The organism is Streptomyces humi (genome assembly GCF_001005085.2).
Classification (GTDB): domain Bacteria; phylum Actinomycetota; class Actinomycetes; order Streptomycetales; family Streptomycetaceae; genus Streptomyces; species Streptomyces humi.
Genome location: NZ_LBMU02000088.1, coordinates 150,018 through 176,256 on the forward strand (window position 1 = coordinate 150,018; position 26,239 = coordinate 176,256).

Genomic DNA, 26,239 nt, shown 5'->3' on the forward strand with positions numbered 1-26,239 from the left:
TCACCAGCGGGTGGCGCGGACGCCGGGCGTCCCGGCCCGGTTCGTACGCGAGGTGTGCCCGCTCGGTGCCGTGCGTCAGTGGTGGCCGACGTAGGCGACGAGTCCGCCGACGGTCAGACCCACCGCGCATCCGTAGCGGAAGGATGCGCGGCGCATGCGCGGGGTGTGCTGCGCGTCGGTCATCGCGTACGGTGCGCGGATCCCCAGTTCCACGCCGCACAGGCACGCGACGTAGCCGTGCCGCAGGGCGGCGGCCGCCCACTCGGGGTCGTGCGCGACCCAGGTCCTGGAGTAGATCTCCCCGTCGGGCGTCCGCAGTTCCAGCCGGGAGTAGGTGTATCCGAAGCGCTGCGCCAGTCTCGGCTCCTCATCGGGTATCTCGTGCAGCTCCCACCCGGGGATCGAGCGCAGGTCGACGTAGCCGGGCGGCCTGCCTCGCATGCCGAAGTAGACCTCGTCGGGGTCGCGTCGCGGTGGTTCGGGCATGCGCAGCTCCTCGAATACGGTGGGCCGCTCCCCGTGATCGTCAGATCCTGGTGGGTCGGGCAGGCGCAGCTCGGAGAACTCGGGCGGTAGGCGCCTCATGCCGAACAGGATGGCGCTCTCGACCTGCGGTTCCTCGAGCTCGTCGAGCGAGGCCGCCGCCCGCCACGCCCACTTCATCCCGAATTCGCCCACGCTCAGGGCGCGTCTGAACTCGAAGAGGGCAGTGGGCATGTGGCGTGTCTGTGCGTGATCGAGGGCGACGGTGCCGTCCGCGGTCTCCAGGCACATCAGCACGTACTCGAGCCCCAGCGAGGGGTCGTCGCTGAACAGGATCCGCCCGTTGTCGTCGACCTGTTCGTCCTGATGCCCGCTCATCTCCCGCTGTCCTCCGGTTGGTCGGCGCTCCGCGTCCGCGCAGCCGGCGACCGCACGTTGAATCATCCTATTGAGGGATCGTTGAACAATCCATACATTGGCACGAGTGCACCACCAAGGCGGCGGTCTCACCGAAAGCGGGGGCGGGTTGACTGCGAAGCGACTACGCAAAGGGCTGTCAGGCGTCGGCCGACGGGTGCTGGTGGGCGCCGCGAGCACCGGCGCAACGTCGGCGCTGTGGGCGATCGTGCGTCTGATCGGGCACACGGCCCTTGTCACGCACGCCCAATGGATCGTCTTGCTGTGCGCGCCGGCGATCGTCCTCGGCTGCGTGTTCCTGTGCACGTGCTGGTACTTGGACCTGCGGTGGTTGCTGTGTGCGGCGTGCCTCCTCGGGGTGCTGATCCTCCAGACCCTGGAGCTGGATCAGCAGGCACTGCACCAGCACGGGCGCACCGAGCACGTCAGGGTCCGGCAGATTCAGTGGTCCGCCGGCGACGGCATGGATCCGGGCGTCCCCCGCTACACGGTCACCGTCCTCGACGGCCCGCCGCTGGCTCCGTTCGAGGAGAACGGGCTCATGGGCTGGAAGTGGGTGGTGGGCGGCACCTACACGGTGGCCGTCGATCCACAGGGCCGTGCCCCGCTCAGCCGCGGGAGCAAGCCCGGGCCTCCAGTGATCCAGCGGTCCCTCCAGATCCCACTCGGCCTCGGCCTGGCCTACGCCCTGTGGCGGCCCGCAAGCCTGCTCGTGCGCGGACAACGCGTCCCGCCGGCGGGCCGGTTCAGGGCGCGCATCGAGTCGTCATCAATCCGCGGGATTCCCGCTCGTGACGAACGCTGATCGCACGGCTACGGGCAGCCGCACTGGAAGAGCGTGCCGGTCAGCCTGTGGGCAGGCCGATCTGGTCGCGTTCGAGTACGGAGCGCAACTCCGAGAAGACCTGTGCGGCGGCAGCTCCTGAGGGACCACCCAGGACGTCTGCGGTCAGCTCGGCCAGTGTTCTGGTGAAGGTCGCCTCCGCCGCCTCGACGAGTTGCAGGCCTCCGGCGGTCAGGTCCAGCAGTGACGAGCGGCGATCCGATGGATTGGTTCTCCGTGCGACCCATGCCTGCTTCTCCAGGCGGTCGATGCCCTTGCTGGTCGCGCCGATCCCGATGGCGAATTCGGTGGCGAGGTCCGCGACCCGGGACCCGGGGCGGTCACGCAGGAAGCGCAGGAACTCGAACTGCGAGGTGACGATCCCGTGCCGCTCGCGAAGGCGGTCGTTCAGCGCGTTGTAGAGGCGTGTCTCGCAGCGGACGAGATCGGCGAAGAAGCCCGGGAGGTCGATCGGGCCACGGCTTGACTTAGATGCCATGGCATATATTCTAACCTAGATTCCTAGGCATATAGTTCCTTGGCATGCACTCGCGATGGAGGCGACCATGAGCAGGCAGCAGCGCGCGGAGATCGACGCGATGGTCCGACGGCCTCAGCCGGAGGGCCCTCGGTCGGTGGAGGAGCTCCGCGCCGGGTTCAGGGCGATGATGGGGGAGATGATCGTCCCGGCTGGGATCCGCACCCGGACTGTCACGCTCGGCGATCGGCCCGCGGTGCTCGTCGAGCCGGTCGGCACTCCGAAGGCAGGGACGATCCTCTACTTTCACGGTGGCTCCTACGTGGTCGGTTCACCGGAGACGGCGATGTCACTGACGGGGAACCTGGTGACCAAAACGGGGTTCAGGGCGTTCTCCCTGGATTACCGGCTGGCCCCTGAGTATCCGTTCCCGGCCGCGATCGAGGACGGACTGAACGCCTACCGCGCACTTCTCGACAGCGGCGAAGACCCTTCGGCGATCGCGTTCGCCGGGGACTCCGCCGGTGGCGGCCTCACCGTCACCACCTGCCTCGCCGCCCGCGACGCGGGCCTGCCCATGCCCGCCGCGATCGTGGCGTTCTCCCCTGGACTCGACATGACCCGGACAGGCGAGAGCATGGACACCAAGGCGGGCATCGACCCGTTCTTCACGCGTGAGGGCCTGGAACACACCGGGACCATGTACCTCGCGGGACAGGATCCGCATCAGCCCATGCTCAGCCCCGCCACCCTCGCCGACCCGACAGGCCTCCCCCCGATGCTTTTGCAGGCGGGCACCAACGAAATACTCCTGGACGACTCCACGCGCATGGCCACTCGCGCGAGGGAAGCCGGAGTGGACGTCATCCTGGACGTCACCGCTGACGTTCCCCATGTCTTCCAGGCGTTCGCCGGCGTCCTGGACGAAGCCGACGAGGCACTGGACCGCGCCGCTCTCTTTCTCGGTCAGCACATCCGCACCAGCGGTACGGCACGCACGTCGGCAGGCTGAAGCCCGCAGCGGTCTCCACGAACCACGGTCCGAACTCCGAACCCCGAACCCCGAGCCCTGGCTCGCCGCTCCTGTTCCTGGCGGCCGGCACCTCACCTCGCTCCGAGAGCCGTTCACGACCCGGGGGTGCGTTCACGACCCGTGACGGACGTGAAATACGCCTGATCGACGCCGACAACACCGCCTGGTCGCTACTACTGTAAAAACCACCCGCGGCCGGACGAAGTGCAGTACCCATTGTGGAAAGGTCTGCGCGCGGGCTCGACGATGACCACGGCCGGTCTGCGCGCGCGGCTGGAGGAGTGCACCGGATTCTCCTCGCCGCCCCAGGAGCGCACCGCGGTGCAGCAGCGCAACCTCGACGACATTCTCGCCGTCAGCAAGGTTCCTGAACGCACACTGGAATCGCACCTGAGGTTCGCCACGTTCACCTTCCGGGACATCGTGCACAACCGGCTCGGTGACCGGAACCCGTTCTCCAACATGGGAGTCGTCTACTCCGGCTCCCATGACGACGCGGCTCTCAACGCCGGCGTCGAGCGCTTCTCGGCGGACCCGCACGCGGTACGGGACCTCTCCTACGACAGCGACCTCACCGGTAAGGTCCCGATCCCGGTCCTCACGCTCCATGCGATCGACGACCCCACGGCGTTCGTGGAACACGAGGCCGCCTACCGCGCCACTCTGCGGGGTGCCGGGCGCGACAGGTACCTCGTACAGACCTTCACCGACGAGCACGAGCACAGCGGGCTGAGCACGTCCGAGTACGCCGACTCCATCTCGGCTCTCGACACATGGGTGCGCAGCGGCAAGAAGCCCACTCCAGCCTCGATCGCGGCCTCCTGCCCCGCCTTCGACGCCCGCTACGGCACCGGATGCCTGTACCGGCCGTCCTACGTTCCCCAGCCGTACGCGACACGCGTGAACGCGCGTCCCGGCGGCCTGAGCTGGCCCGCCCTGACGGCTCAGCAGGAGAAGAGGTGCAGCCGCCTGCCCATGGTGGGTATCGCGCCCTGAGCTTGTTCTCCATGGTCCGAGTCGCCTTGAGAGTGCGTGACGCGACCCGGTCAGGGGCTGAGTAGGGTGGTGGCCATGGCCAAGGGGACGGGGCGGCGGCCCAAGGTGGACCTGGACAGTGGCGTCGAGGACGTGGCTCTGTCCATCCTGGAGTGGCTCGGCGAGCAGGGGGTCGGTGCCATGATCCGGGTCGACGCGGAGCGCATGCGGGACGGTCAGCCGGCGTGGACATTCGCCGCTTCTGGTGGGCCGCTGGACGGTGGGATGAGGGCCGACGGGGCCTCGGTCGCCGAGTGCATGGGCATGGCGCTGCTTCGCTTGCGCGAGGCTGGGCTGGCAGTTCCCTTCTGACGTCGTGTTCCGCCACTGAGCTGATCGCCTTCGGTGACGCTTTCGGGGCGCCTGGCGGTCTTGGCGCGGCGATGATCAGCCAGGTCCGGCGCTCGCCGGCTCTCCGCTGTTCAGGCCGGTGGCGGACGACCGGAGCCAGAGCGGGAGCGGGGCGCCTCCGCCGGGCAGGCTGTCGACCTGGAGGCGGATCAGCGGGCCCTCGATGACGGGGAGTTCACCGGTGTGGTCGATCCAGGCGCAGCGGGTGGTCAGCCTCGGCTGGATGCGGTCCCAGGCCATTGCGCGGGCGGTTCGGTATCGAACAAGTCCTCCCGGAAGCGTGACGCTTGCGCGAACGCCTCCACGGGCCTTGATGCATCAGCCGGCGAGCAGGGCCCGCATCCACTGGTCTTCGCGTTGCTCGATGTATTCGGCGTCGTTTCGCCAGGCGTCGCCGTGGCCTTCAGCCCACAGCTTTGCCCAGGGCTGGGTTCCTTGGGCTGCCTGGTCGCGCAGGAAGTCGTGCATGGAACGCGTACGGCGCCCCAGCACAGGGACCAACCGACGACGCTCGGACTCAGCAAGACCGTAGGCGTCGGCGAAGACTCGCAGGCGGTCCGCCGCGTCCGGGCTCTGCCACTCCGGATGCGCGGACAGCGGGATGAACCCGTGCATGGCATAGGCGACATCCCACACGCGCGAGCCGGGACCCGCGCCGTCCCAGTCGATGAAGGCCCACCGGGCCTCGTCCGCGACCACGAGGTTCCAGGGGGCCAGGTCGTTGTGGGCGATGATGTCACCGCCCTCAGCGGGGATCAGCGTCTGCCACCGCGCATCGGACGGCGGCGTGAAGTCCTGCACGGCGTCGTGGAAGTCCCGGATCAGCCGCGCCACGCGAGCCAGTCGTCGAGCGGGTTCCATCAGCGAGAACCGGTCGGGCCAGACCACATCTCCCGGTATGAAGGTCAGGACCTCACGCCCCTGATCGTCCATGCCGAGTGGGCGAGGCGCCGCGCCGAATCCCACCTCGTGCAGATGGGCAAGCAGGGCATGCACAGCGGGAGTCCAAGGTCCGGCCGGACGGCGAACGGTGTCCCCGACGCGAACGACACCGTCGCTGACGTTGCCGCCGGACAGAGGCTCTTCATCATCGTGCCGCATCGAACCAGTGTGTCGGATCAGCTCATCATGATCACCCCATTTAAGACGGGGCTGTAAGACATCTGGGCCGGCACCAAGAACCCCGAGCAGACCTGGAAGTGGGTCTCCTGCGTGGGCAGCGAGGCCCGCCAGTCCGAGGCCTCCCTGACCGGTACCTTCTTCCCGTCCATCCCGGCCTCCATGAGCGCGTCGGCCACGGCGCCGGCCACGACGGGCGTGGACCTGTCCGTCTTCACCGACCTGATGAGGAACAAGAACCTCTATCCGTCCCCGGTCCACGGCAACGGCGCCGTCCTCCAGTACGCGTTGCGGCCGTTGTTCCAGGCCTACTTCGCGGGCCGGAAGAACGACTCGGCTCCACCGACATGCAGAATCAGAGCAAGCAACTGCTCGCCAAGAAGTGACCCTGCCCCACCACCCCTGTCCGGCTGCCGGGCGGACCCGTCCCGACGGGTCCGCCCGGCAGCCGGACGATCGGAAAGGACTCCACAGCATGCCGGACACCACGGCGCCGATCCACATCCTGCGCGCGGCCGGCACCGCTCTCGTCGTGGAACTCACCGAGCCGGTGCCCAGAGTCCTGCACTGGGGGGTCGACCTGGGCGATCTGTCACAGGACGCGCTGGACGCACTGGCCCTGACCGGTGAACCCGCCGTGCTCAACAACTCGGTCGACATCCCACGCCGGTTCACCGTCTGGCCCACCGAGGCCGACGGCTGGTCCGGCACCCCGGCCCACGAGGGGCACCTGGCGGGCGCCTTCACCGCGCCCCGGCTGACCCTGGCCGGCACCTCCTACCAGCCGCGGGAAGAGGGCGGGGAACTGTCCCTGCACCTCTCCGATCCCGGAGCCGGACTCGATGTCACCGTGTCCTACCGGCTGGAGCCCTCGGGGGTACTGGGGGTGCGCTCCACGCTCACCCGCCGCCCGGACGCCGACCCGGTGCCCTACGACCTGGCACAGGTGACGACCTTGCTGCCGCTGCCCCGGCGGGCCGCGGAGATCCTCGACTTCACCGGCAAGTGGAGCCGGGAGCGCTCCCCCCAACGGCTGCCGCTGGGCTTCGGCACCCACAGCCGGGAGGTGCGCCGCGGCAAGCCCGGCCTGGACTCGCCGTACCTGATGGCGGTCGGTGTGCCCGGATTCGGCTTCCGGGCGGGAGAGATCTGGGCCGTGCACGTGGCCTGGAGCGGAGACCAACGCTATCTGGCCGAGCAGTTGCCGGAAGGCGCGGGCGCCCACGCCGCGGTGCTCGGCGGCGGCGAGTTCCTGCGGGCGGGGGAGATCCGGCTCCTGCCCGGGGAGTCGTACACCACTCCGGTCTGCCACTTCGCCTGGTCCGACCAGGGCCTTGACGGTCTCGCCGACCGCTTCCACACCCTGCTCCGGGCCCGCCCCGGGCATCCGCGCGGTCCCCGCCCGGTGATTCTCAACAGCTGGGAGGCGGTGTACTTCGACCACGATCTGGACCGGCTGCTCCGGCTGGCCGACAAGGCCGCCGAGGTGGGCGTCGAGCGGTTCGTGCTGGACGACGGCTGGTTCCGGGGCCGTCGTTCGGACAACGCCGGACTCGGCGACTGGACCGTCGACCCCGTGGTGTGGCCTGAGGGGCTGACCCCGCTGGTGGACCATGTGCGGTCGCTCGGCATGGAGTTCGGGCTGTGGGTCGAACCGGAGATGGTGAACCTGGACTCCGACCTGGCCCGCGAGCACCCCGGCTGGGTTCTCGGCCCGGCCCGCGGAGTCGGTCCGTCCGCACGCCATCAGCACGTACTGGACCTGTCGAACCCCGAGGCCTGGCAGTACCTGCTGGATTCGCTGGACGCCCTGGTGGAGAAGTACGCCATCGCCTACCTCAAGTGGGACCACAACCGGGAACTCCACGAGAGTGTGCACGGCACCGCCGACCGTCCCGTGGCGCACGCCCAGGTGGTGGCCCTCTACCGGCTGATGGACGCCCTCAGGGAACGTCACCCCGCGCTGGAGATCGAGAGCTGCGCCGCCGGCGGGGGACGGGTGGACCTGGGCATCCTGGAGCGGACCGACCGGGTCTGGGCCTCGGACTGCAACGATCCGGTGGAACGCCAGACCATTCAGCGCTGGACCGGGCAGTTGCTGCCGCCCGAGCTGGTCGGCACTCATGTGGGCCCGCGCACCAGCCACACCACCGAGCGGGTCGGCTCCGATCCGCTGCGGCTGAGCACGGCGCTGTTCGGGCATGCCGGCATCGAACAGGACCTCACCGCGTGCTCGCCGGAGGACCTCGCCCGTCTCACCGCCTGGACCGCGCTCCACCGCGAACTGCGCCCGCTGTTGCACGGCGGCCGCACCGTACGGGCCGACCTCGCCAACGAGTCGACGCTCCTGCACGGAGTCGTGGCGTACGACGGCTCGGCCGCCGTGTACTGCTGGGCGCAGCTCGCCACGTCCCCCGAGGGCCAGTACGGGCGAGTCCGTCTGCCCGGTCTCGCTCCCGAGGCCACCTACCGGGTACGGGTGCGCACCGAACTGGGCCTGCCCTCCTTCCACCAGGTGACAGGGCCCGCCTGGCTGGCCGCGGCCCTCGACGACCGGCTGCCCCTGCCCGGCTCCGTCCTCACCGTCGCAGGTCTGCCCCTGCCGAACCTCAACCCCGGGCAGGCCCTGCTGCTCGAACTCACGAGGACCACGCCCGCCTGACCCGCGGGCGACGACCTCACCACTCCCGTCGGCTCTGGCCGTGGTGAGTGCGCCGGGTGACCGCCCTATGGCAGCGAGAGACGGGGGGTGAAGTGGCTGAACCCCGCTTGACCCCCCGTAGCCCACCGTCGTACGGCCCGGCCCGGCAACGGCACCCGGCCGCTGCCGGTCACCTCGCACTCAGGCGTCGTCTGCCTGCTGTTCCGGGCGAATGCTGCCGAGGTCGACGACCTCCGTACCGATCTGCGCAAGAACGTCCTGTAGTCGGCGGACGGCGTCCTCCGCCTCCGTGTACTCCTCAGGACTCGGGAGGACGGTGCCGAAGGTGGCGCCACCTTCAGCCGGCAGGGCGCGCCAGCGCAGGACTGGTTCGAGCGCGTTGAGAGCGCCGGAGAGGAACCAGGCCAGGCGACCGTGCGTGCGCGCGAGGGCGATGGCGAGAACGGCGAGCGTTTCCCGCAGGTGTTCGAGCCGCTGGATGCGAGGCTGAACCTCCTGGACGTCCGGAGGGCCCACGGCGTCGCGCAGGCCGGCCTCGACCTCGCGGGCGAGTGCGCGCTCGCTCAGCGTCAGTCTCCATACATCGCCCTGGATCTGCTGCTCGGCTTCCTCGACCAGCACCGCGACGATTCTCCGCATGTCCATGCTGATCACTCTAAACGGACGCCTCCTGCCGCCCGACCCGGCCTTGACCGCTTGGGTACGGGCCGAGGGCCCGGAGCAGGCGCCGAGACCGGAGCCGCGGCTTCCGAGAGTGGGCCGCTGCCGGCTCTGACCAGGGGGCGGCCGCATGCGTAGTGGGGGCGCACCTTAGTCTTACAAGATGTAGGAGATGTTGGGGGTGGGGTGCTGACTGAGGAGTGGCGAGAATGAGCGAACACCGGCGCCGATCGTCGGGGCGGACCATGCCGTCCGGCTCCGACGGCATGCACCACGGCGGCCGGGCCGCGGCGCGCAGGGCCGCGCAGTCCCGGAACGGGCGCGCCCGCCGCGCGGAGCGTACGCGACGAACGGACGCCGGACGTTCCGGGCGGCGCCGCCTGGTCGACTACCCGCGGACGGGCCGACGCGGCCTCCGCCGGTGGCTGCCCTCGTGGAAGCTGGTGTCGGGCACCTTCCTGCTGTTCGTCGCCGGCCTGCTGGGCCTGTTCGGCTACGCCTACGCCACGACGACCATTCCGAGTGCGAACCCCAGCACCCAGGCGCAGAGCAACACCTACTACTGGTCGGACGGCTCGGTGATGACCACCCAGGGGGCGACCAACCGGCAGAACGTCGACCTCGCCCAGGTGCCGAAGCTGGTGCAGTGGGACTTCCTCGCCGCGGAGAACGCCACCTTCTACTCCGATCCGGGCGTCGACACGCAGGGCATGCTCCGCGCCGTCTACCACATGGCCACGGGCGGTGAGGTGCAGTCGGGGTCCACCATCACCCAGCAGTTCGTGAAGAACACCTACCTCAGCCAGGACCAGTCGGTCACCCGCAAGCTCAGGGAGATCATGATCTCTCTGAAGATCGGTGACCAGCTGTCCAAGCAGCAGATACTCCAGGGCTACCTCAACACCTGCTACTACGGCCGGGACGCCTACGGCATAGAGGCCGCGGCCCGTACCTACTACCACGTGCACGCCTTCCAGCTGAACGTCAGCCAGGGTGCCTTCATCGCGGCCACGGTCAACGAGCCGAGCCTGCTGATGCACGCCGACACCGACCCGCAGGCCAAGGCCCAGGCCAAGGCGCGCTGGACGTACGTGCTGGACCGGATGGCCAAGATCCACAAGATCACCGGCGCCCAGGAACAGCGGTACCTGGCGGCGGGGTTCCCCACGCCGAAGCCGTACGCGCCGTCGGCGGGCATGGCCGGGCAGACCGGATACCTGGTGCAGGCCGCGGAGAAGTACGTCGAGGCCCACACGTCCCTCACGGACCAGCAGCTGGGCCACGGCGGCTACCAGATCTACACCACCTTCGACAAGAAGAAGGTCGGCGCCCTGTCGGCGTCCGTCACGGCGATGGAGCGGAAGCATCTCGATCCACGGCACCGCACGGCCGACAAGGACGTCCAGGTCGGCGCGGCGTCGATCGATCCGTCCACCGGCGCGGTCGTCGCGCTGTACGGCGGGCCCGGCTGGAACAAGGGGCACTGGACGGACAACGCGGACGCGACCGGCGTGCCGGTCGGCTCCACCTTCAAACCCGTCGACCTGGCCGCCGCTCTCGACCACGGCGCCGTCCTGGCCCCCGGTCAGCCGGCCTCACCGGTCACCCCGGCCTCGAAGTTCGACGGCGACGACGGCATCACCATCAGGAACCAGCAGGGCCAGGAGCTCCCGGACGCGAACGACCCCACAGGACTCCTCCACCAGCGCAACGACGTGACCACGAAGTGGGGTTACATCACCCTGCGCAAGGCGATGGAGCAGTCGGTCAACACCCCGTACGTCCAGCTCGGCGAGTACGTCGGCTACGGCAACGTGGAGGGCGAGGCCCTGAAGGCGGGGCTCCTGCGCACGAGCCTCCAGTACGACACCCCGGGCTTCTACATCGGGACCTCCACCCCGTCGGCGATCCGGATGGCCGACGTGTACGCGACCTTCGACGACGGCGGGGTCCAGCACGAGCCGTACTCGGTGACCAAGGTCGTCGCCGACGGCCGGCCGCTGACCGGCTTCGACAAGCCCAAGGGCACCACGGCCATGCCCGCCTCGACCGCCGACACCGTCACCGACGTCCTTCGGGACGTCGTCAAGAACGGCACCGGTACCAACGCCCAGGCCCTGGGCCGTCCGGTGGCCGGCAAGACGGGTACGACCGACGACTACAAGTCCGCCTGGTTCATCGGCTACACCCCGCAACTGACCACCGCCGTGAGCATGTTCAAGGAGGACCCGAAGAACGCCGGCCTCCGGTCCATGCAGGGCGTCGGCGGCTACGCCAAGGTCTTCGGCGCCGACATGCCCACCGAGGTGTGGACCGGCTACATGACCGCCGCCCTCCAGGGGCAGCCCGTCGAGCAGTTCCCGCCCGCACCCGCGCTCGGCCGGTCCATGGACGAGTACGGCGCGCCCTCGCCCACCCCCTCCGCCACCGAGGCCCGGAGCACGCCCCCGGCCACCCCGACCGCGCCGGCCACCCCGACGCCCACCACCGCACCGTGCCGCGGGCACGGGAGGCACTGCGTCAGCCCGAGTCCGACCGGCACCGCCGGAACCACGGCCGGTACCGGCGGCGGCCTCCTGGGTGGCACGACCGGCGGCGACACCTCGCCGGCACCCACGCCGACGAGCAGTACGCCGGCGCCGACAGGTGTCCGCGGGCGGCCCTGAGGTGTCGTGTCAGCCGAGGCCGCGACCCGCCCCGCCGGTGGGCAGGCCGGGGACGCCGTGTTCGTTCAGCGGGCCGACCCGCCAGCCGCGTTCCTGGCAGGTGTCGAGGATGCGGGGGAGCGCGGCGAGGGTGGTGCGCCAGGAGCCGGTGGCGGAGGTGCAGTCGGAGTCGTGCAGCAGGATGGTGCCGCCACCGCGCAGGTCCCGCAGGACGGTGTGCTCGACGGACCGAGGGGTGGCCCGCCTGCGCCAGTCCTCGCCCCAGCAGGTCCACAGCACCGGGGTCAGGCCGAGGCGCCGGCAGGCCAGATGGGCGGCGGTGCTCATCACCCCGTACGGCGGCCGGAAGAGCACGGGCGGCCTGCCGGTCACGTCGGCCACGGCGTCGCGGGCGCGGGCGAGGTCGTCGTGGGCGGCACGCGGCGCGCGCAGCAGCAGCGGACGGTGGTGCCAGCCGTGGACGGCGATCTCGTGCCCGGCGGCGGCCATCTCCTTGGCGAGCCCCGGTGAGCGGGCCAGCATGGAGCCGAGCAGGAAGAAGGTGGCCCGCAGCCCGCGTGCGTCGAGGAGGTCGAGGAAGCGCGGGGTGGACAGGTGGTCGGGGCCGTCGTCGAAGGTGAGCGCGACATGATCCGGCCGGCCGCGGCCGGCCAGGCGGGGCATGGCCGTGTTGCGCAGGGGCCCGAACGTGGAGATCACGGGTGCCGCGTGCAGGGCCGCGAGCGCGGGCACCGCCGCGACGGAGGCGAGCGCCGTGGCACGGGCGAGACGGGCCGGGGTCACCGTCCGTCTCCGTCCAGGTAATGGGCGACGGCCGTGAAGCGGGCGGGCGTCTCGTTGTAGGCGTGGGCCAGCGGGGCGGCGACGCCCAGACCGGCCGTGGCCGCCACGGTGACGGCCGTCAGGGCGGTCCGCCGGCGGCCGGCGAAGCGCCTCGCTGCGGGCTGTGCGTACGGCGCGGCGGGCGGCCCGGTCCTGGCGGCGATGGCGGTCACCGGTCCGGGAGCCAGGCGGTGCAGATCGAGTCCCACCGCACGCTGGGCCCGGCCGCGCGGTCCGTCGAGGAGTTCGGCCAGCACCGGGCCGAGGTCCGCCGGGTCGCGGATCCAGGCCGCCAGGCCCGCCTCGTCCAGGGCGTCCGCGTTGGTCCGGCCGTGACCGGGGATGCAGCGGTAACTGGCCACCGGCAGCCCGACGGCGAACGCCTCCAGCGCGGTCAGCCCGCCCGCGTTCTGCACCAGGACGTCGCAGGCGTGCATCAGTCCGGGCATGTCGTCCACCCAGCCGAAAGCGTGCGCGACGCCGTCCCCGCGCAGCTCCTCCGCGAGGGACTCGTTGCGCCCGCACACCACCACGGGTACCGCGACCCCGGTCGCCCGTATCTCGGCGGCGGCCCGTCGTACCGCTCCGACGCCCCACGACCCGGCGACCAGCAGGGCAAGGGGTGCGTCCGCGGGCAGGGCGAACCGCTCGCGGGCGGCGGTCCGCTGCCCGGCGGTGGCGGGGGAGAAGCGCGCGTCGGTGACCGGACCGACGACGGTGGCGGCGGCCGCGCCCTGTACATGGGCCTGCGCCGCCGGCACCGGGTGCACGGCCAGGTGGGCGTCGATGCCGGGGGCGACCCAGAGGGCGTGGACGGAGAAGTCGGTGAGGTAGGTGAGGGCCGGCACCGTCAGCCTGCCACGCCGGCGCAGTGCGCCGAGGACCTGGCTGGCTCCGGGGTAGGTCGAGACGACCACGCGGGTGTCCGGCGCGAGCGCCCGCAGAGTGCGCCGCTCGGCCGCGCGGAACAGGGCCCGCCACAGCGCGCTGGGGCGCGCGGCCCGGTCGGTGGCCGCGTACAGGCGCTGATAGCCGTCCGGCATCCAGGTCAGCATGCGGTGGTAGGTACCGCACAGCAGTCGTCCCGTCCCGGTGGGCAGCAGGTCCAGGAAGTCGTGCCGGTCCACCTGGTATCCGTGCTCGGTCAGCCGCTGGGCCAGCCCCGCGGCCGCGCCGTCGTGTCCCGCGCCGACACCGGCCGAGATGATCGCGATCCGCCCGGCACCGCCCTGTGGCGGTGCGGCGGACGGCGAGGGCGCCGGCTCCGGCACCAGGTCGTCACGGTGGACCACGGTGGATCGCCTCCTGATGGGCTACGGGGCACGCCGGGCATGCCCCGGCCCAGACGGCGCTGCGGGCAGGCCGAGGCCGCGCCTGCGCGCGGGCCAGGGCCACTACTCGACCGCTGTGGTGCCGAGGAGGAAGCTACTACATGATGTAGAACTTAGGAAACGATCGCCGCGGGCCGGGAATCCGGCGGCGGCCCGGGGTGCGGCATCCCTGCTCATGTCGCATGTCGCGTCAAGTTACTACGAGATGTAGGAGTTCTGGTGGTTCACCGAGGGGCGGGGGCGATGGTGTGGGGTCTCCTGGCGGGCGCGGCGGATCTGTATGTGCGGGCGATGCTGCCGGGATACCGCCTCCGGTCATCGGGTCGCCGCGCGCCCGCCGGGTGTCGTCCGGTCCGGCCCGGCGGCTGTGGCGTCGCCCGCTGCGGCGGAGGTGGCTCGGCCGCCCTGTATCTACAAGATGTAGTAGGTTGGTCTGGTGGTCACTCCGGCGTCTTCGCCACGTCATTCAGGTGTCACCTCGCAAGCGTGAGGCGGCGGGTGAGTGACAGGGGCCGGGCCCCATGGCCGCCTCGCTCATTCCGTGAGCACTCCGCGCGCTCACAAGGACGGAAGGACCTCTGCCCATGGCCGCGGCCGCCACCGCGTACCTGGCCCTCGACGGATCCGGCATCGACGGCTCGTTGTTCAGGTCGGTCACCGACTTCGCCCGTGACACCACATGGCTCAACACGCCCATGGAGGTGTGGACCAACCTCGGTCTCGGGGTCTTCGCCCTCCTCATGATCGCGGGCTGGTGGACCGCACGGCGCCGTGACCCACGGGCGATGACCGTCGCGCTGGCAGCGCCGGTCGCCGTCCTGACGGCCTTCGCCGCCGCCGAGGTCGTCAAGAAGCTCGTCGCGGAGGTGCGGCCCTGCCGGTCGATGCCTCACGCCTACTTCGTCGACACCTGCCCGGCACCTACGGACTACGCCTTTCCCAGCGGGCACGCCACCGTGGCCGCCGCGACCGTGGCAGCGCTCTTCCTGCTCGACCGCCGGCTGAGCGCCGTCGCCGCCGTGTTCGCCCTGCTGGAGGGCTTCAGCCGGGTCTACGTCGGCGCCCACTACCCCCACGACGTCCTCGGCTCCGCTGCCGTCGCCCTCCCGGTCGCCTTCCTCGTCAGCTCGGCGCTGGCCCGCTGGGCCACCCCGCTGGTCGGCTCCCTGAGCCACGGGGCGCTGCGCCCGTTGCTGACGACCGAGCTCTCAGTCGGCACGGCGTCGTCCCCCTGATCACCGCGACCGGCAGCAGCCCGGGTGGTGCGTACGGGGGCGGCGGCCGCGGTTCTCTCGCCGTGGCCGCCGGTGTCGGTGCACGCGTGCGGGGCGTAGACGGGCCGGGCCTAGACGGTCCGGGCGTAGACGGGTCCGGGCGTAGACGGGGCCGGGCGTAGACGGGTCCGGGCGTAGACGGGGCCGGGCGTAGACGGTCCGGGCCTAGACGGTCCGGGCGTAGACGGGGCCGGGCGTAGACGGGGCCGGGCGTAGACGGGGCCGGGCGTAGACGGGGCCGGGCGCCGGTATCCGGCTCGCGCCAGCCCGTGACCGGCCTTCTCGCTCGGCGGGGTGAGGACCGGCGCCGGGCAGGTCAGAAGTGGCGCTCTCCGTGCTCCGGACGGTCAGGGGCAGCACGGCAGCCGTCCGGTCCGGGTCCAGGCGGGTCGTCGTGGACGGTCGGCGCGGCGGCGGCAGGGGTGTCGGCGTGTGTCCCGCACAGCGCCCACTGCGCGCTGTCCAGCATGCGGTCGCTGTCCGAGGCGGCGTTGGCCAGGCTCGCGCAGCAGAGGGCCAGCAGCAGACCGCCCGCCAGCAAGGGCAGGCTCCGGCGGGCCGGCGGCGGGGCCAGCAGGGCCCGTACTCGCTCCGGCACCACCCCGCCGGTCGCGGCCAGCGCGGCGGGACGGGACGCATCGGCGGACGCCAGGGCGGCGCGGCCCACGGCGCGGGCGACGACCGTACGGTCGCCGACCCGCTCGGCGGCCTCCTCGTCGGCCCAGCGCTCCAGGACGAAGTTGCCCGCGACGGCCACCGGCCGCAGCAGCGGGTTCAGGGCGGCGGTGAGCCGCCACACGCTCTGGAAGACGTGGTGTCGCCTGCGCAGGTGCGCCCGCTCATGGGCGAGCAGCGCCTCGCGCTCGGTGCCACTGAGCCGGCGCAGCATCCCCCGGGAGACGACGATCCGGCCCGGGGCCCCGGGCAGTGCGAAGGCCAGCGGGACGTCGTCGTCGAGTACGGCCAGCTCCGTGTGCCCGGGCAGCTCGGCGCACTCCCGACGGGCCCGGAGCAGGTGGCGGCCCTGCCGGACGGCGGCCACGCCGAGGGAGGCGACGCACACCACGAGCACCAGGGTGCTGACGGCCGCGACCACGGCGTAGACGGGGTCATGGGAGCGCAGCGCGGACACGGACCAGCGGCCCTCCTCGGCGATCTCCGGGATCTGCGCCACTCCGGTGAAAGCCAGCAGGGCCAGGGATCCCGCCCAGCCGGCCGCCGTCACCAGCGCGGCACAGGCCAGCGCCAGGGCCGCCGGGCGCGGGGGCAGTCGGCGTGCCACGGGCGGCGCGAGCACGGCGAGCGCCGCCGTGACGAAGAACGGGATGTAGACGCTGATCAGCACCGGCTCACCGCCTCCCGGGCGGGCGCCGGCTCTCGGGGAGTGCGTCGTCGTGCCCGGAGAGCAGTTGGTGCAGCAGGTGCTCGTCCTGTTCGGACAGTTCCGACACGAAGCGCGCCAGGACCGCCTGACGGTCGGAGCCGCCCGTCAGCAGGGAGTGCATGCGCTGGGCGGTGTGTGACGCCTCGTCCCGGGCCGGCTCGTAGGCGTAGCCACGGCCCTCGCGGTGCCGTACCAGCATGCCCTTGTCATGCAGCCGGGACAGGATGGTGAGGACGGTCGTGTAGGCGAGGTCGCCCGGCAGCTGTTCCCGGACCTCCCGCGCGGTCCGCGGACCGTCCGCCGCCCAGAGCGCGGCGAGCACGTCGCTCTCCAGTTGGCCGCGCGCCCGCCTGCCGGACGCCTCGTGGGCTTCCTCTTCTCCCTGGCCGGTCACCTCGCCGTCCGCCTCTCCCTCGCCGTCGTCGCGTACAGGCTACCCGCCCACGTCCTGCTGGTTGTAGGACGTGTCCTCGCGGGAGACCGGCAGGGGCGTCCTCTCTGCCTGCTCCGCCCGACCGCCCGGCGACATGTGAGATACCGGACGATTCGGCGAGCGGCTACTACGTCACGTAGAGGTAGGGCGTACCGTGGGTGCCTCGCGGGAAGCGGGCGGGCCTCCGGTCCGTGCCCGTAGTCGTCCGGTACACGGGCCGCCCGGAAAACAGAGAACTGTCGCTGGAGTACCTGGGGTCGGCCTGTGGCTTTCATCGTGGTGTGTGAGGACGACGCGGCGGTCCGTGACGTCCTCAAACGTGCGCTCGAGCACGACGGCCACACGGTCGCCGTCGCTGCCACCGCGGACAGCCTGCTGCGGCAACTCGAGCCGCTCCCTCACCTGGTCGTCCTGGATCTGGGGCTCCCGGACGCCGACGGCCGCGATGTCTGCCTGGCGCTGCGGGCCCGTGGCGTCGATGCCCCGGTGCTGATGCTGACCGCTCTGGACGGCATGCATCACAAGGTGGGCGGCTTCGAGGCGGGCGCCGACGACTACCTGACGAAACCGTTCGACATCCCGGAGTTGCTGGTGAGGGTCCGGGCCCTGCTGCGCAGGACAACCGCGGCGACCCCGCCGAGGGGCGTCGTTCTCGACCCGGCGAAACATGTCGTGACCCACGGTTCGACGAGCGAGAGCCTGACGCCGACCGAGTTCCGTCTGCTGGGCAGGCTCATCGCCTCGCAGGGCGACGCGGTACGCCGCCACGCCCTCGTCGCCGCGGGCTGGCCGCACGGCGCGCACGTCAACGACAACACCCTGGACTCCTACGTTCGCCGGCTGCGGACCAAGCTCGGTGCGCTGGGCGTGGCCGATCGCCTGGCGACGGTCCGCGGGGTGGGTTATCGATGGGAGTGACGGGCTTCCGCGGGAGGGTCGTCGCGCTGGCGGTTCTGATCGCGACAGCGGTGGTCGCGGTGCTGGTGGTGGTCTCGCACGTGCTGCTGAGCCAGGTGACCGACGCCGACGCGAACGCTCTGGCGCACACGCGCGCGGAGGCGGTGGCGGCGAACGTGGCCGTGCGCGGTGGTCACGTGGTGCTGATCGAGGGCGGCAACGAAGCACTGGACACGGTCTCGTGGGTGTACGCCGACGGGCGCCTCGTCGACGGGATCGTGCCGGGCAGCGTCCTCGACCGCGTCGACGCGCTCGTCGGCTCCGGGCAGTCCCGGACCACCACGGTCGGCGGGCACCTGCTGTACGCCCAGCCGATCCGGCTGGCGGGCCACCACGTCATGGTGGTCGTACGGGTGGATCTGACGCCGTACGAGACGTCGGAGCAGCGCAGCCTGACGATGTCGCTCATGCTGGGCGGCATCGCGATCCTGCTCGCCGGCGTCGTCGCGCGTCTCGTGGTGGGCCGTGCGCTGCGGGTGGTCCACGACATGGCCGCGCTCGCCGACGACTGGGGCGAGCACGAACCCGGGCGCCGATTCGACCTCGGCGTTCCGCGGGACGAGTTCGGGGAGCTCGGGCGGACTCTCGACCGCCTGCTCGACCGCGTGGACAACGCGCTCGCGGACGAGCGCCGGCTCACCGACGAGATCGCCCACGAGCTGCGGACGCCCCTGACGGCCCTGCGGGGCGAGGCGCAGCTGGCGCAGCTCTCCGGCCACCAGGTGGCACCGGAGTCCGTCCTGACCGAGGTCGACCGCCTGAACACGGCGATCACGACGATTCTGGGCGCCGCCCGGACCCGGATCGACGGCGGTACCCGCTGCGATCTCGGGTCGGCGGCGCGACAGGCGATCGCCGGTCGCCCCATCGAACTCGCCGTCCCGGCCGGCGTCGACGTCGCCGTGGCGGCCGAACTCGTCGTGGCTGTGCTGTCACCCCTGTTGGAGAACGGCCTGCGGCACGCGAGTTCGCGCGTCTGGGTCACGGGGCGCGTCCAGCCCCAGGGCGTCGTGATCGATGTCCTCGACGACGGCCCGGGGTTCGGTCCGGCGGAGGTCGACCGGGTCTTCGAAGCGGGCGTGACCAGCGGCGACGGGCACGGTCTCGGGCTGGCCGTGGTCAAGCGTCTCGCCGCGTCCGCGGGAGTGGCGGTCCGTGCGATCGCGGACGGTCACGGTCGCGTCGAGGTGACCTTCCCCACGGCGGAGGCGGCCGCGTAGTCAGGTTGTGTGCAGGTTGGCCGGGCCAGCCTCGGCGCATGACTACGACGAGCGAAGCCCGCACACGCCGCGGTGGGCGGCTGATGCTGAACAAGGTTCCCGAGGTCACCGTCTGGTTCTGGGTGATCAAGATCCTGTGCACGACGGTCGGCGAGAGCTTCGCCGACTGGATCAACATGAAGCTGGGCGTCGGCCTGGTGAACACGGCCTGGATCTTCACCGCGGTGTTCGTCGTGGTCCTGGGTGTCCAGCTGCGGCTGAAGCGGTACGTCCCGTTCCCGTACTGGCTGACCGTGGTCGTCGTCAGTGTCACGGGCACGCTGTACACCGACATCCTCACCGACCAGCTCCACGTGCAGCTGTGGATCAGCACCACGGTGTTCTCGGTCCTGCTCGCCGTGGTCTTCGGCGCGTGGTGGCTGCGCGAGCGCACCCTCTCGATCCACTCGGTCAACACGCCGCCGCGTGAGTCCTTCTACTGGCTCACCGTGCTCGTCACCTTCGCGCTCGGCACCGCGACCGGCGACTGGACCCTCGAACTCACCGGATGGAGCCCGGGCGTCTCGGTCCTGCTGCCGCTCGGCCTCATCGCGGCGATCATGCTGCTGTGGAGGTTCGGCGCGAACCCGGTGCTGTCCTTCTGGCTCGCCTACGTCCTGACCCGCCCGCTGGGCGCCAACATCGGCGACTGGCTCGCCTCCCCGAAGGTCGCCCAGCCGGGCGAGCCGACCGGTCTCGCACTGGGCACCTTCACCACCAGCCTGATCTTCCTCGGCCTGATCCTGGCGACCGTCGTGTACCTGACGGTGACGCGCTCCGACGTGACCGAGACCTACGACGCCACGCACACCCCGCAGACCACCGCCGACCCCCGGAGGGAACGTGTCGCGCTGGCGGGCTTCGGCCTCCTCGCCGTCGCCACCGTGGGCCTGCTGGTCTGGGCGCACGGCCGCCCGCACGTCGGCCCGGCGCCGGAGGAGGACGCCACCTCCACCGTTCACCTCGCCCCCGGCCAGGCCGTGCAGAAGTTCCCGGCCACGAAGGTCGACGCGCTGAAGGCGCTCGCAGCGACCTCGCTCAAGGACGCACGATCGGGAAACGCGGCCGGCGCCCACGCGGCCGCCCAGTCCCTGCGAGACCTCTGGGACGCCGACCAAGCCACGCTCCAGCCGCTGGACAACACCGGCTGGACGTTCCTCGACGCCCAGATGGACCAGGTCCTGAAGACCTTCGGCATCGACCACTCCAACGCGCCGATGCCGGCGGCGCAGCAGGAGGCCGAACTCACCACCCTCCTCACGGACATGCGCTGACGGACGCGATGGGCGGCGACTCCGCACAGCTTCCTGTCCGTCGTTGTCCCGGCCGTCGTCAAGGACGAAGAGCGGCTTGGTGCCGTGCGCGGGCGCTTCGGCCAACGTGACGGCGGCACATCGCGCGCCACGCCGCCTGAACAGGGGCGGGGCAGGCATTCAGGAGGTGTTCAGGTCGACGCTGCCAAGGTCGTTGATCGCGATCGCCTCGCCGCGGTCGCCCCTGTGGCACGGCTCTCGCCCCCCCCCATAACCGGGCGAGCGCCGTGCCGTGCGACCACCCAAGGAGCCCCCCACCTTGCAGCAGCCGAACGACCTCACCGAGCCCGACGTCGCGAGCACGACGAAGTCGGTGATGAAGAAACTGCCCGAGGTCACCCTCGCCTTCTGGATCATGAAGATCGCGGCGACCACCCTCGGCGAGACGGCCGGCGACCTCTTCTCCCAGACCCTGAAACTGGGGTACTTCCTCACCACGATCGCGCTGTTCCTGATCTTCGTGGTGACCCTCGTCGTCCAGCTCAGGTCCCGCCGCTACAACCCCTTCTTCTACTGGACGGTCATCCTGTCGACCAGCATGGCCGGCACCACGACGTCCGACTTCATGAACCGGGACGCCAGCGCCAAGTACCTCTCGGGCGGCGCCACTTCGCTCGGCTGGGGACCGCAGGGCCTGGGCCTCGGCTACCCCGCCGGGGCGGCGATCCTCATCTCGATCCTGCTGGTCATCTTCGCCGTCTGGAGGGTGAGCGGGATGACCTTCCGGATCCGGGACATCGTCACCTCCCGCGGCGAGGCCCTGTTCTGGTCGGCGATCCTCGTCTCCAACACGCTCGGTACCTCCATGGGCGACTTCCTGTCCGACAGCTCCGGCCTCGGCTACGCGGGCGGCGCACTGCTGGTGACCGGGGCGCTCGCCGTACTGGTCGCCCTGATGAAGGCACCCGCGGTGCCGAACGTCCTGCTGTTCTGGATCGCGTTCGTCCTCACCCGCCCCCTCGGCGCCACCGCGGGCGACTTCCTGACCAAGCCGACCGCCAAGGGCGGCCTGGACCTCGGCACGGCCGGTTCCTCGGCGGTCCTGCTCGCCGTCCTGCTCGGCCTCATGGCCTACGCGAGTGTCCAGGAAGGCAGGACGCTCAGCGAGCGGGCATAGCCACCTGGCTTGAGGCAGACGGGCCGGGAAGCGCACCCCAGGACTGCCCGGCCTGCGACACCCCGCCGACGACGACGCGGGCCAGGCACCGTGCGAGCGGGCCGGGCCCGCGCCCGGCTGCTCAGTCCACGGGTTCCAGGACATAGACGGGGATCTCGCGCCCGGCGGTCTTTCGGTAGAGGGCGAAGTCGGGGTAGGTGGCGTCGGCGCGCTGCCACCACTGCTGTTTTTCGTCGCCGAAGACTTCACGGGCGAGCATGTCGCGTTTGTCGGGGCCGTCCTGGAGCTCGACCAGCGGGTGGGCCAGGACGTTCTTGTGCCAGGCCGGGTGTTTGGGGCCGCCGCCGTTGGAGGCCACGATGGCGTAGACACCCTCGTGCTCTATGCGCATCAGCGGGTTCTTGCGCAGCTTTCCGGAGGTGGCGGCCTTGGTGGTGAGGATGATCACCGGCCGGTTCCTGAAGGTGTTTCCCGCGTCGCCGGCGGTGATCTCGTACAGCTCGACTTGCAGGCGTACGTAGGCGGCGGAGCTGGGTTCGTACTCGCCTTCCAGTGGCATGGTCTCTCCTGAATGTCGGCGGCGAAGCGGGCGGTGAGGTCGCGGACCGGCATGGGGCCTGGGTCGTCGAAGCGGTGGGAGTGGAACAGCGATCCCGCCTCCAGGAGCCTCATGACCAGGCGTCCGCCATCGAGAGGGGTGCTCCGGCTCCGCGGTGGCAGCCGCGGTGGCAGCCGGGATGGCAGCCGGGATGGCGTCGGGGCGCCGCAGAGGCTGTCAGGCGGCGGCGAGTGCGGCGTTGCCGGCGATGTGGACGGCCGCGAGGCGGGTGACGCGGGCGCCGAGGTGTTCGGCGGTGGCGATGTCGGAGGGGTGGACGTGTTCGACGCTGCCGTCCTGGGGGGTCTGGGCTCCGGCGCCGATCCAGAAGCCGAGCCGGTTCAGGTCGTGCTCGCTGGCGGTGGTGGCGTTCCATCCCGGAGCCAGCCCCAGGCCGACCCAGACCATGTGGTGCTGGGCGGCAAGGGCGTGCATGAAGGCCAGGGAGTTGAGCTTGTCGCCGCTCTTGGAGGCGGAGTTGGTGAACCCGGCCGCGATCTTGTCGGCCCAGGCGTTGCTGATGTAGCGGCCGCTGGTGGCTTCGGCGAAGGCGTGGAAGGCGGCCGAGGCACCCCCCATGTAGGTGGGGGCGCCGAAGACGATGGCGTCGGCGGCGTCCAGCTGCTGCCACTGCTGCTCGGTGATGGCGTCCACGGCGACGAAGGCGACCTCCGCGCCGCTCTTCTCGGCGCCGCGGCGCACCGCTTCGGCCAGGACCGCGGTGTGGCCGTAGCCGGAGTGGTAGGCGACAGCGACCAGGGGGCGGACGGTGTTCTCGGGCATGGGGTCCTCCTCGCAACGATGATTGAGTCTCGAATGTACATCAGGTCTCTAAAAGAGACCATGCCTGTCTTGGGGTGCTGGTGTAATCTGGGTCTCATGGCGCAGGCAGAAGAGACTCCGGCGGTCCTGGACCCGGATCGCGAGATGGATCTGTTGGACGCGGCCTGTCCCAGCCGTGACGTGTTCGTCGACCTGGCCGACAAGTGGGCCCTGCTGATGCTGATGAGCCTGCGCGAGCGCGGTACCCAGCGTTATTCCGAGCTACAACGCTCGGTGGGCGGAATCAGCCGCAAGATGCTCGCGCAGACCCTGCGCACCCTGGAGCGGGACGGCATCGTCAGCCGCACGGTGAACCCGGACGCGACCCCGCCCCTGGTCCTGTACGCCCTGACCCCGCTGGGGGCGGAGGTCGCCGAGGAGACCCGGGTGCTGTGCACCTGGACCCACGACCGCGCCGCCCAGGTCTACGCGGCGCGCGCCGCCTATGACCGGCGCGCCGACGCCCAGGCCTGACACCCCCGCGCGCGGGCCCCCGCCGCGGGGAGCGATGTTGGAGTCGATGCCCGCCAGGGTCAGGTCCACCCTGCCCCGCTTCGCGGCTTCCCTGATCAGGCCTTCCAAAGCCGTTCGGGATGCGGACCGTATTCGCCCATGGACGGGTACGGCCCGATGAACTCCTCTTCCTCGTCAGGAAGTTGCAGTCACGTCATTGTGCGGAGACCTCTCCTCACCGGCCGCTCCGCGAGGGCGAAACCCGGGGCTGTCATCGTCCGCCATCGAGTCGAATGAGGCTCAGCCGAGACCACGGTGCGCGGCCCACAACTTCCCGGCACGGCTGGCGGCGTCTGCGACCAGGGATGCCAGTTCGGGCTTCTCGGGGACCGGGAACGAGACGTACGCGCCCCGACCACCGCCGACGGGTCGGCCATAGGCCTTAACGGCGAGGTGACCGTCCGGGAGAAGCCGGACGTTGAGTGTGGTGAGCGTGAACGCTTCACCCCGGCGGGTGTCCGTCCAACGGAGTGCCTGCGGGATCGTGACATTGATCGCCAGAGCACTCACTTCCAGGTCGCTGCTCATGGACGAATGTTCTCACCCGAGTCCCCTCAGGCGGCCACAACCGGCTTGTGTACCAGGCAGTTTGATCTCGGCTCGATACACGTCCAAGATCCAGCATCTGGCGTTTGTGCAGGTCAAGGCCCTTCCGGGTGGCCTCGGGTCGGCAAAAGGTCAGCATGCGTCACAACGGCGTCCTCGCTGGCTGACGTTCCGCCCGCTGCGCAGACGCGGGTGCGTGATCACTGATGTGCGCTCGGGGCACGCATCCTCGACGCCGCTTTCTGGGACGCCGCCTGATTGCGCCGCCTCTCGAACGAGCAGGTTCTCGGTCGTCTCTACTGCCGGGACCGGGACCGGACGATCCTGACCACCAGCCTCCCTGCGTCTGGCCGACCGACAGGACCGGGGCCCTCAGCGACCCCAGCGAAGAACCGGACGCCCGAGCGGAACCCACAGCCGGTCCCGGTGGGAGCCGTCAGGCGCTCCACGGGACCGGCATGCCCGCGTTCTCGGGAACCGGCCGCCTTGTCATTCGGATTTTCCGATGGTCGATGCTCGGAAAAGTCCGCTGGACCTATCTGTGGTGGCTGGGGCACGGTGCTCCACAAAGCACCGCTCCTCTCCCGGCGGTACCACCACCCGCCCCTGGTACTCAGGGCGGCGTCGGACATCGGAAGGCCCATATGCTCCCCAGGTCCGCCTCGACCCCAGCGGCTGCCGAGCCCCTGGACTCCGACCCCACCGGTCTGTTGGCCAGACTGATCGCCATCGACTCCGTCAACCCGGACCTGGTTCCCGGCGGGGCCGGCGAGACCGTCATCGCCGACTTCTGCGGCCACTGGCTGGCCGCCCATGGTTTCGAGGTCCACCGTCTGGAAAGGCGCCCCGGCCGGCCCTCGCTCGTCGCGATCGCCCGCGGCACCGGCGGCGGCCGCTCCCTCATGCTCAACGGTCATCTCGACACCGTCAGCCTCGCCGACTACGACGGCGACCCGCTCGACCCGCAGATCCGCGGCGGAAGGATGTACGGCCGCGGCTCCTTCGACATGAAGGGCGGCATCGCCGCCATGATGGTCGCCGCGGCCCGCGCCACCGCCGACGGACCCCTGCGCGGCGACGTCATCCTCGCCTGCGTCGCCGACGAGGAGTTCGGCAGCTCCGGCACCGCGGAGGTGCTGGAGTCGTTCACGGCCGACGCGGCGATCGTCACCGAGCCGAGCCACCTCGAAGTCACCCTCGCCCACAAGGGTTTCGTCTGGTTCGACGTGGAGATCGAAGGCCGAGCGGCCCACGGCTCGCGGCCCGACCTCGGCATCGACGCCATCGCCAAGGCCGGGCACTTCCTGGTCGCCCTGGAGAACCTGGGCCGGCGCCTCGCGCACGGCCCGGCCCACCCGCTCCTGGGCACCGGCACCGTGCACGCCTCCGTCATCCACGGCGGCGAGGAGCCCTCCACCTACCCCGCGCACTGCCGCATCACCCTGGAGCGCCGCACCGTCCCCGGCGAGAACGCCGACACCGTCGAGCGCGAGCTGACCGCCATACTCGACCGACTCGCCGCCACGGTTGCCGACTTCCACTACCGGCTGACCCGCGGCCTGCACCGCGAACCCTTCGAGGCCGACCCCCAGGCACCCGTCGTCCGTACTCTCACCCACCACGCCGAGCAGGCCCTCGGCCACCCGCCGGTCGTGCGCGCCGAGCCGTTCTGGACCGACTGCGCCCTCCTGGACCAGGCCGGCATTCCCTGCCTGCTCTTCGGCGTCGACGGCGAAGGCGCCCACGCGGCCACCGAGTACGTCGACCTCGCCTCGCTGGACCGCCTCACCGACATCCTCACCGCCACCATCGCCAACTTCTGTTCCTGAGCCGTCGGCCGGACCCGGGCCCGGCACGGAACGAAAAGTGCACCACCATGACCACTCAGGTCGACCAGCACCACGGCGACGACCGCGCCGCCCTCGACGGCGCGCCCGACGAGGGTTACCAGCGCGGTCTCAGCGCCCGCCAGGTCCAGATGTGGCGATCGGCGGCGCCATCGGCGTCGGCCCCTTCCACGGATCGGGCGCCGGCATCGCCCGGATCGGGCCGAGCCTGATCGCCTGCTACGCCGGAGCAGGCGTCGTCGTCTTCTTCATCATGCGGGTCCCGGGGTGAACTGCTCACCTGTCGCCCACGCGCT

The 26,239-nt window shown here is 70.9% G+C and carries 24 protein-coding genes and 3 pseudogenes; 14 read left to right on the forward strand and 13 right to left on the reverse strand.

The window, feature by feature from the left end:
- Nucleotides 1-75: 75 nt before the first annotated feature.
- On the reverse strand, nt 76-861 hold the full coding sequence (locus tag AAW13_RS34835; protein WP_046731375.1) for a hypothetical protein: 786 nt from the start codon (nt 859-861) through the stop codon (nt 76-78).
- A 106-nt stretch (nt 862-967) separates the two neighbouring features.
- Between AAW13_RS34835 and AAW13_RS34840 the strand changes: the two genes are divergently transcribed.
- Nucleotides 968-1,705, forward strand: a complete 738-nt coding sequence (locus AAW13_RS34840) for a hypothetical protein (RefSeq protein WP_143145065.1) — start codon at nt 968-970, stop codon at nt 1,703-1,705.
- A 40-nt stretch (nt 1,706-1,745) separates the two neighbouring features.
- Here the strand turns inward: AAW13_RS34840 and AAW13_RS34845 are convergent, their stop codons facing one another.
- Nucleotides 1,746-2,222, reverse strand: coding sequence for a MarR family winged helix-turn-helix transcriptional regulator (locus AAW13_RS34845; RefSeq protein WP_046731377.1), 477 nt, complete (start codon nt 2,220-2,222; stop codon nt 1,746-1,748).
- Nucleotides 2,223-2,289: 67 nt separating this feature from the next.
- Here AAW13_RS34845 and AAW13_RS34850 point away from each other — a divergent pair, with 67 nt between their 5' ends.
- From AAW13_RS34850 to AAW13_RS46455, 3 genes and pseudogenes are all read left to right on the forward strand, one after another.
- Nucleotides 2,290-3,213: an alpha/beta hydrolase gene (locus AAW13_RS34850; RefSeq protein WP_046731378.1), complete on the forward strand. Its 924-nt coding sequence runs from the start codon at nt 2,290-2,292 to the stop codon at nt 3,211-3,213.
- A 189-nt stretch (nt 3,214-3,402) separates the two neighbouring features.
- Nucleotides 3,403-4,230 (forward strand): annotated as a pseudogene (locus tag AAW13_RS34855) (hypothetical protein); the annotation flags it as partial.
- Nucleotides 4,231-4,305: 75 nt separating this feature from the next.
- Nucleotides 4,306-4,581 (forward strand): hypothetical protein, encoded by a 276-nt coding sequence (locus AAW13_RS46455; RefSeq protein WP_052768639.1) that lies wholly within the window; start codon nt 4,306-4,308, stop codon nt 4,579-4,581.
- 105 nt (nt 4,582-4,686) lie between these two features.
- Here the strand turns inward: AAW13_RS46455 and AAW13_RS46460 are convergent.
- The 3 genes and pseudogenes from AAW13_RS46460 to AAW13_RS46135 all read right to left on the reverse strand — a co-directional run.
- Nucleotides 4,687-4,881, reverse strand: a pseudogene (locus AAW13_RS46460) (NF041680 family putative transposase); the annotation flags it as partial.
- Between the two features lie 57 nt (nt 4,882-4,938).
- Nucleotides 4,939-5,721, reverse strand: coding sequence for a phosphotransferase enzyme family protein (locus AAW13_RS34865; RefSeq protein ID WP_046731379.1), 783 nt, complete (start codon nt 5,719-5,721; stop codon nt 4,939-4,941).
- A 17-nt stretch (nt 5,722-5,738) separates the two neighbouring features.
- Nucleotides 5,739-5,975, reverse strand: coding sequence for a hypothetical protein (locus AAW13_RS46135; RefSeq protein ID WP_046731380.1), 237 nt, complete (start codon nt 5,973-5,975; stop codon nt 5,739-5,741).
- Between the two features lie 239 nt (nt 5,976-6,214).
- Here AAW13_RS46135 and AAW13_RS34875 point away from each other — a divergent pair, with 239 nt between their 5' ends.
- The gene (locus AAW13_RS34875; RefSeq protein ID WP_046731381.1) at nt 6,215-8,401 is read left to right on the forward strand and encodes an alpha-galactosidase; all 2,187 of its coding nucleotides are present in this window, start codon (nt 6,215-6,217) and stop codon (nt 8,399-8,401) included.
- A 180-nt stretch (nt 8,402-8,581) separates the two neighbouring features.
- Here AAW13_RS34875 and AAW13_RS34880 read toward each other — a convergent pair whose 3' ends face one another.
- Nucleotides 8,582-9,046, reverse strand: coding sequence for a hypothetical protein (locus tag AAW13_RS34880; RefSeq protein WP_046731468.1), 465 nt, complete (start codon nt 9,044-9,046; stop codon nt 8,582-8,584).
- Between the two features lie 224 nt (nt 9,047-9,270).
- On the opposite strand from AAW13_RS34880, the gene AAW13_RS34885 reads away from it, so the two are divergent.
- Nucleotides 9,271-11,727, forward strand: a complete 2,457-nt coding sequence (locus AAW13_RS34885) for a transglycosylase domain-containing protein (protein WP_240528816.1) — start codon at nt 9,271-9,273, stop codon at nt 11,725-11,727.
- 9 nt (nt 11,728-11,736) lie between these two features.
- On the opposite strand, the gene AAW13_RS34890 is transcribed toward AAW13_RS34885, so the two are convergent.
- Entirely contained in the window at nt 11,737-12,510 is a 774-nt protein-coding gene (locus tag AAW13_RS34890) for a polysaccharide deacetylase family protein (RefSeq protein WP_046731382.1), read from the reverse strand.
- On the reverse strand, nt 12,507-13,841 hold the full coding sequence (locus AAW13_RS34895) for an MGDG synthase family glycosyltransferase (protein ID WP_338059072.1): 1,335 nt from the start codon (nt 13,839-13,841) through the stop codon (nt 12,507-12,509). Before AAW13_RS34895 ends, AAW13_RS34890 begins: the two co-directional genes overlap by 4 nt.
- A 623-nt stretch (nt 13,842-14,464) precedes the next feature.
- On the opposite strand from AAW13_RS34895, the gene AAW13_RS34900 reads away from it, so the two are divergent.
- Nucleotides 14,465-15,115 carry a phosphatase PAP2 family protein gene (locus AAW13_RS34900; protein WP_046731383.1) on the forward strand — a complete coding sequence of 217 codons (651 nt, stop codon included), beginning with the start codon at nt 14,465-14,467 and terminating at the stop codon, nt 15,113-15,115.
- Nucleotides 15,116-15,470: 355 nt separating this feature from the next.
- On the opposite strand, the gene AAW13_RS34905 is transcribed toward AAW13_RS34900, so the two are convergent.
- Together AAW13_RS34905 and AAW13_RS34910 are read right to left on the reverse strand one after the other, a co-directional pair.
- The gene (locus AAW13_RS34905) at nt 15,471-16,499 is read right to left on the reverse strand and encodes a M56 family metallopeptidase (protein ID WP_079179081.1); all 1,029 of its coding nucleotides are present in this window, start codon (nt 16,497-16,499) and stop codon (nt 15,471-15,473) included.
- Nucleotides 16,500-16,503: 4 nt separating this feature from the next.
- Entirely contained in the window at nt 16,504-16,932 is a 429-nt protein-coding gene (locus tag AAW13_RS34910) for a BlaI/MecI/CopY family transcriptional regulator (RefSeq protein ID WP_107483480.1), read from the reverse strand.
- A gap of 303 nt (nt 16,933-17,235) precedes the next feature.
- Here AAW13_RS34910 and AAW13_RS34915 point away from each other — a divergent pair, with 303 nt between their 5' ends.
- The 4 genes from AAW13_RS34915 to AAW13_RS34930 all read left to right on the forward strand — a co-directional run bounded on the left by AAW13_RS34915 (nt 17,236) and on the right by AAW13_RS34930 (nt 21,617).
- Entirely contained in the window at nt 17,236-17,889 is a 654-nt protein-coding gene (locus AAW13_RS34915) for a response regulator transcription factor (protein ID WP_046731384.1), read from the forward strand.
- On the forward strand, nt 17,880-19,148 hold the full coding sequence (locus tag AAW13_RS34920) for a sensor histidine kinase (protein WP_046731385.1): 1,269 nt from the start codon (nt 17,880-17,882) through the stop codon (nt 19,146-19,148). Before AAW13_RS34915 ends, AAW13_RS34920 begins: the two co-directional genes overlap by 10 nt.
- Nucleotides 19,149-19,186: 38 nt before the next feature.
- Nucleotides 19,187-20,461, forward strand: coding sequence for a COG4705 family protein (locus tag AAW13_RS34925; RefSeq protein WP_046731386.1), 1,275 nt, complete (start codon nt 19,187-19,189; stop codon nt 20,459-20,461).
- Between the two features lie 298 nt (nt 20,462-20,759).
- Nucleotides 20,760-21,617, forward strand: a complete 858-nt coding sequence (locus AAW13_RS34930) for a COG4705 family protein (RefSeq protein WP_206306323.1) — start codon at nt 20,760-20,762, stop codon at nt 21,615-21,617.
- Between the two features lie 121 nt (nt 21,618-21,738).
- Here AAW13_RS34930 and AAW13_RS34935 read toward each other — a convergent pair whose 3' ends face one another.
- Both AAW13_RS34935 and AAW13_RS34940 read right to left on the reverse strand, forming a co-directional pair.
- A complete protein-coding gene (locus AAW13_RS34935; protein WP_046731387.1) occupies nt 21,739-22,176 on the reverse strand; it encodes a nitroreductase family deazaflavin-dependent oxidoreductase in 438 nt (145 codons plus the stop codon).
- A gap of 216 nt (nt 22,177-22,392) precedes the next feature.
- Nucleotides 22,393-22,998 (reverse strand): flavodoxin family protein, encoded by a 606-nt coding sequence (locus tag AAW13_RS34940; protein WP_046731388.1) that lies wholly within the window; start codon nt 22,996-22,998, stop codon nt 22,393-22,395.
- Nucleotides 22,999-23,094: 96 nt separating this feature from the next.
- Between AAW13_RS34940 and AAW13_RS34945 the strand changes: the two genes are divergently transcribed.
- A complete protein-coding gene (locus AAW13_RS34945) occupies nt 23,095-23,511 on the forward strand; it encodes a winged helix-turn-helix transcriptional regulator (RefSeq protein ID WP_079179082.1) in 417 nt (138 codons plus the stop codon).
- 279 nt (nt 23,512-23,790) lie between these two features.
- On the opposite strand, the gene AAW13_RS34950 is transcribed toward AAW13_RS34945, so the two are convergent.
- Nucleotides 23,791-24,078, reverse strand: a complete 288-nt coding sequence (locus AAW13_RS34950; protein ID WP_046731390.1) for a hypothetical protein — start codon at nt 24,076-24,078, stop codon at nt 23,791-23,793.
- A 662-nt stretch (nt 24,079-24,740) separates the two neighbouring features.
- Between AAW13_RS34950 and AAW13_RS34955 the strand changes: the two genes are divergently transcribed.
- Both AAW13_RS34955 and proY read left to right on the forward strand, forming a co-directional pair.
- A complete protein-coding gene (locus AAW13_RS34955; RefSeq protein WP_046731391.1) occupies nt 24,741-25,925 on the forward strand; it encodes an ArgE/DapE family deacylase in 1,185 nt (394 codons plus the stop codon).
- A 47-nt stretch (nt 25,926-25,972) separates the two neighbouring features.
- A pseudogene (gene proY, locus AAW13_RS44390) lies at nt 25,973-26,233 on the forward strand (proline-specific permease ProY); the annotation flags it as partial.
- Nucleotides 26,234-26,239: the final 6 nt, after the last annotated feature.

Coding starts and splice junctions, on each gene's coding strand:
- AAW13_RS34835 (WP_046731375.1), bottom strand. CDS start 861: ATGAGCGGGCATCAGGACGAACAGGTCGACGACAACGGGCGGATCCTG.
- AAW13_RS34865 (WP_046731379.1), bottom strand. CDS start 5,721: ATGCGGCACGATGATGAAGAGCCTCTGTCCGGCGGCAACGTCAGCGAC.
- AAW13_RS34850 (WP_046731378.1), top strand. CDS start 2,290: ATGAGCAGGCAGCAGCGCGCGGAGATCGACGCGATGGTCCGACGGCCT.
- AAW13_RS34950 (WP_046731390.1), bottom strand. CDS start 24,078: ATGAGCAGCGACCTGGAAGTGAGTGCTCTGGCGATCAATGTCACGATC.
- AAW13_RS34885 (WP_240528816.1), top strand. CDS start 9,271: ATGAGCGAACACCGGCGCCGATCGTCGGGGCGGACCATGCCGTCCGGC.
- AAW13_RS34955 (WP_046731391.1), top strand. CDS start 24,741: ATGCTCCCCAGGTCCGCCTCGACCCCAGCGGCTGCCGAGCCCCTGGAC.
- AAW13_RS46455 (WP_052768639.1), top strand. CDS start 4,306: ATGGCCAAGGGGACGGGGCGGCGGCCCAAGGTGGACCTGGACAGTGGC.
- AAW13_RS34900 (WP_046731383.1), top strand. CDS start 14,465: ATGGCCGCGGCCGCCACCGCGTACCTGGCCCTCGACGGATCCGGCATC.
- AAW13_RS34875 (WP_046731381.1), top strand. CDS start 6,215: ATGCCGGACACCACGGCGCCGATCCACATCCTGCGCGCGGCCGGCACC.
- AAW13_RS34845 (WP_046731377.1), bottom strand. CDS start 2,222: ATGGCATCTAAGTCAAGCCGTGGCCCGATCGACCTCCCGGGCTTCTTC.
- AAW13_RS34920 (WP_046731385.1), top strand. CDS start 17,880: ATGGGAGTGACGGGCTTCCGCGGGAGGGTCGTCGCGCTGGCGGTTCTG.
- AAW13_RS34940 (WP_046731388.1), bottom strand. CDS start 22,998: ATGCCCGAGAACACCGTCCGCCCCCTGGTCGCTGTCGCCTACCACTCC.
- AAW13_RS34945 (WP_079179082.1), top strand. CDS start 23,095: ATGGCGCAGGCAGAAGAGACTCCGGCGGTCCTGGACCCGGATCGCGAG.
- AAW13_RS34880 (WP_046731468.1), bottom strand. CDS start 9,046: ATGGACATGCGGAGAATCGTCGCGGTGCTGGTCGAGGAAGCCGAGCAG.
- AAW13_RS34925 (WP_046731386.1), top strand. CDS start 19,187: ATGACTACGACGAGCGAAGCCCGCACACGCCGCGGTGGGCGGCTGATG.
- AAW13_RS34935 (WP_046731387.1), bottom strand. CDS start 22,176: ATGCCACTGGAAGGCGAGTACGAACCCAGCTCCGCCGCCTACGTACGC.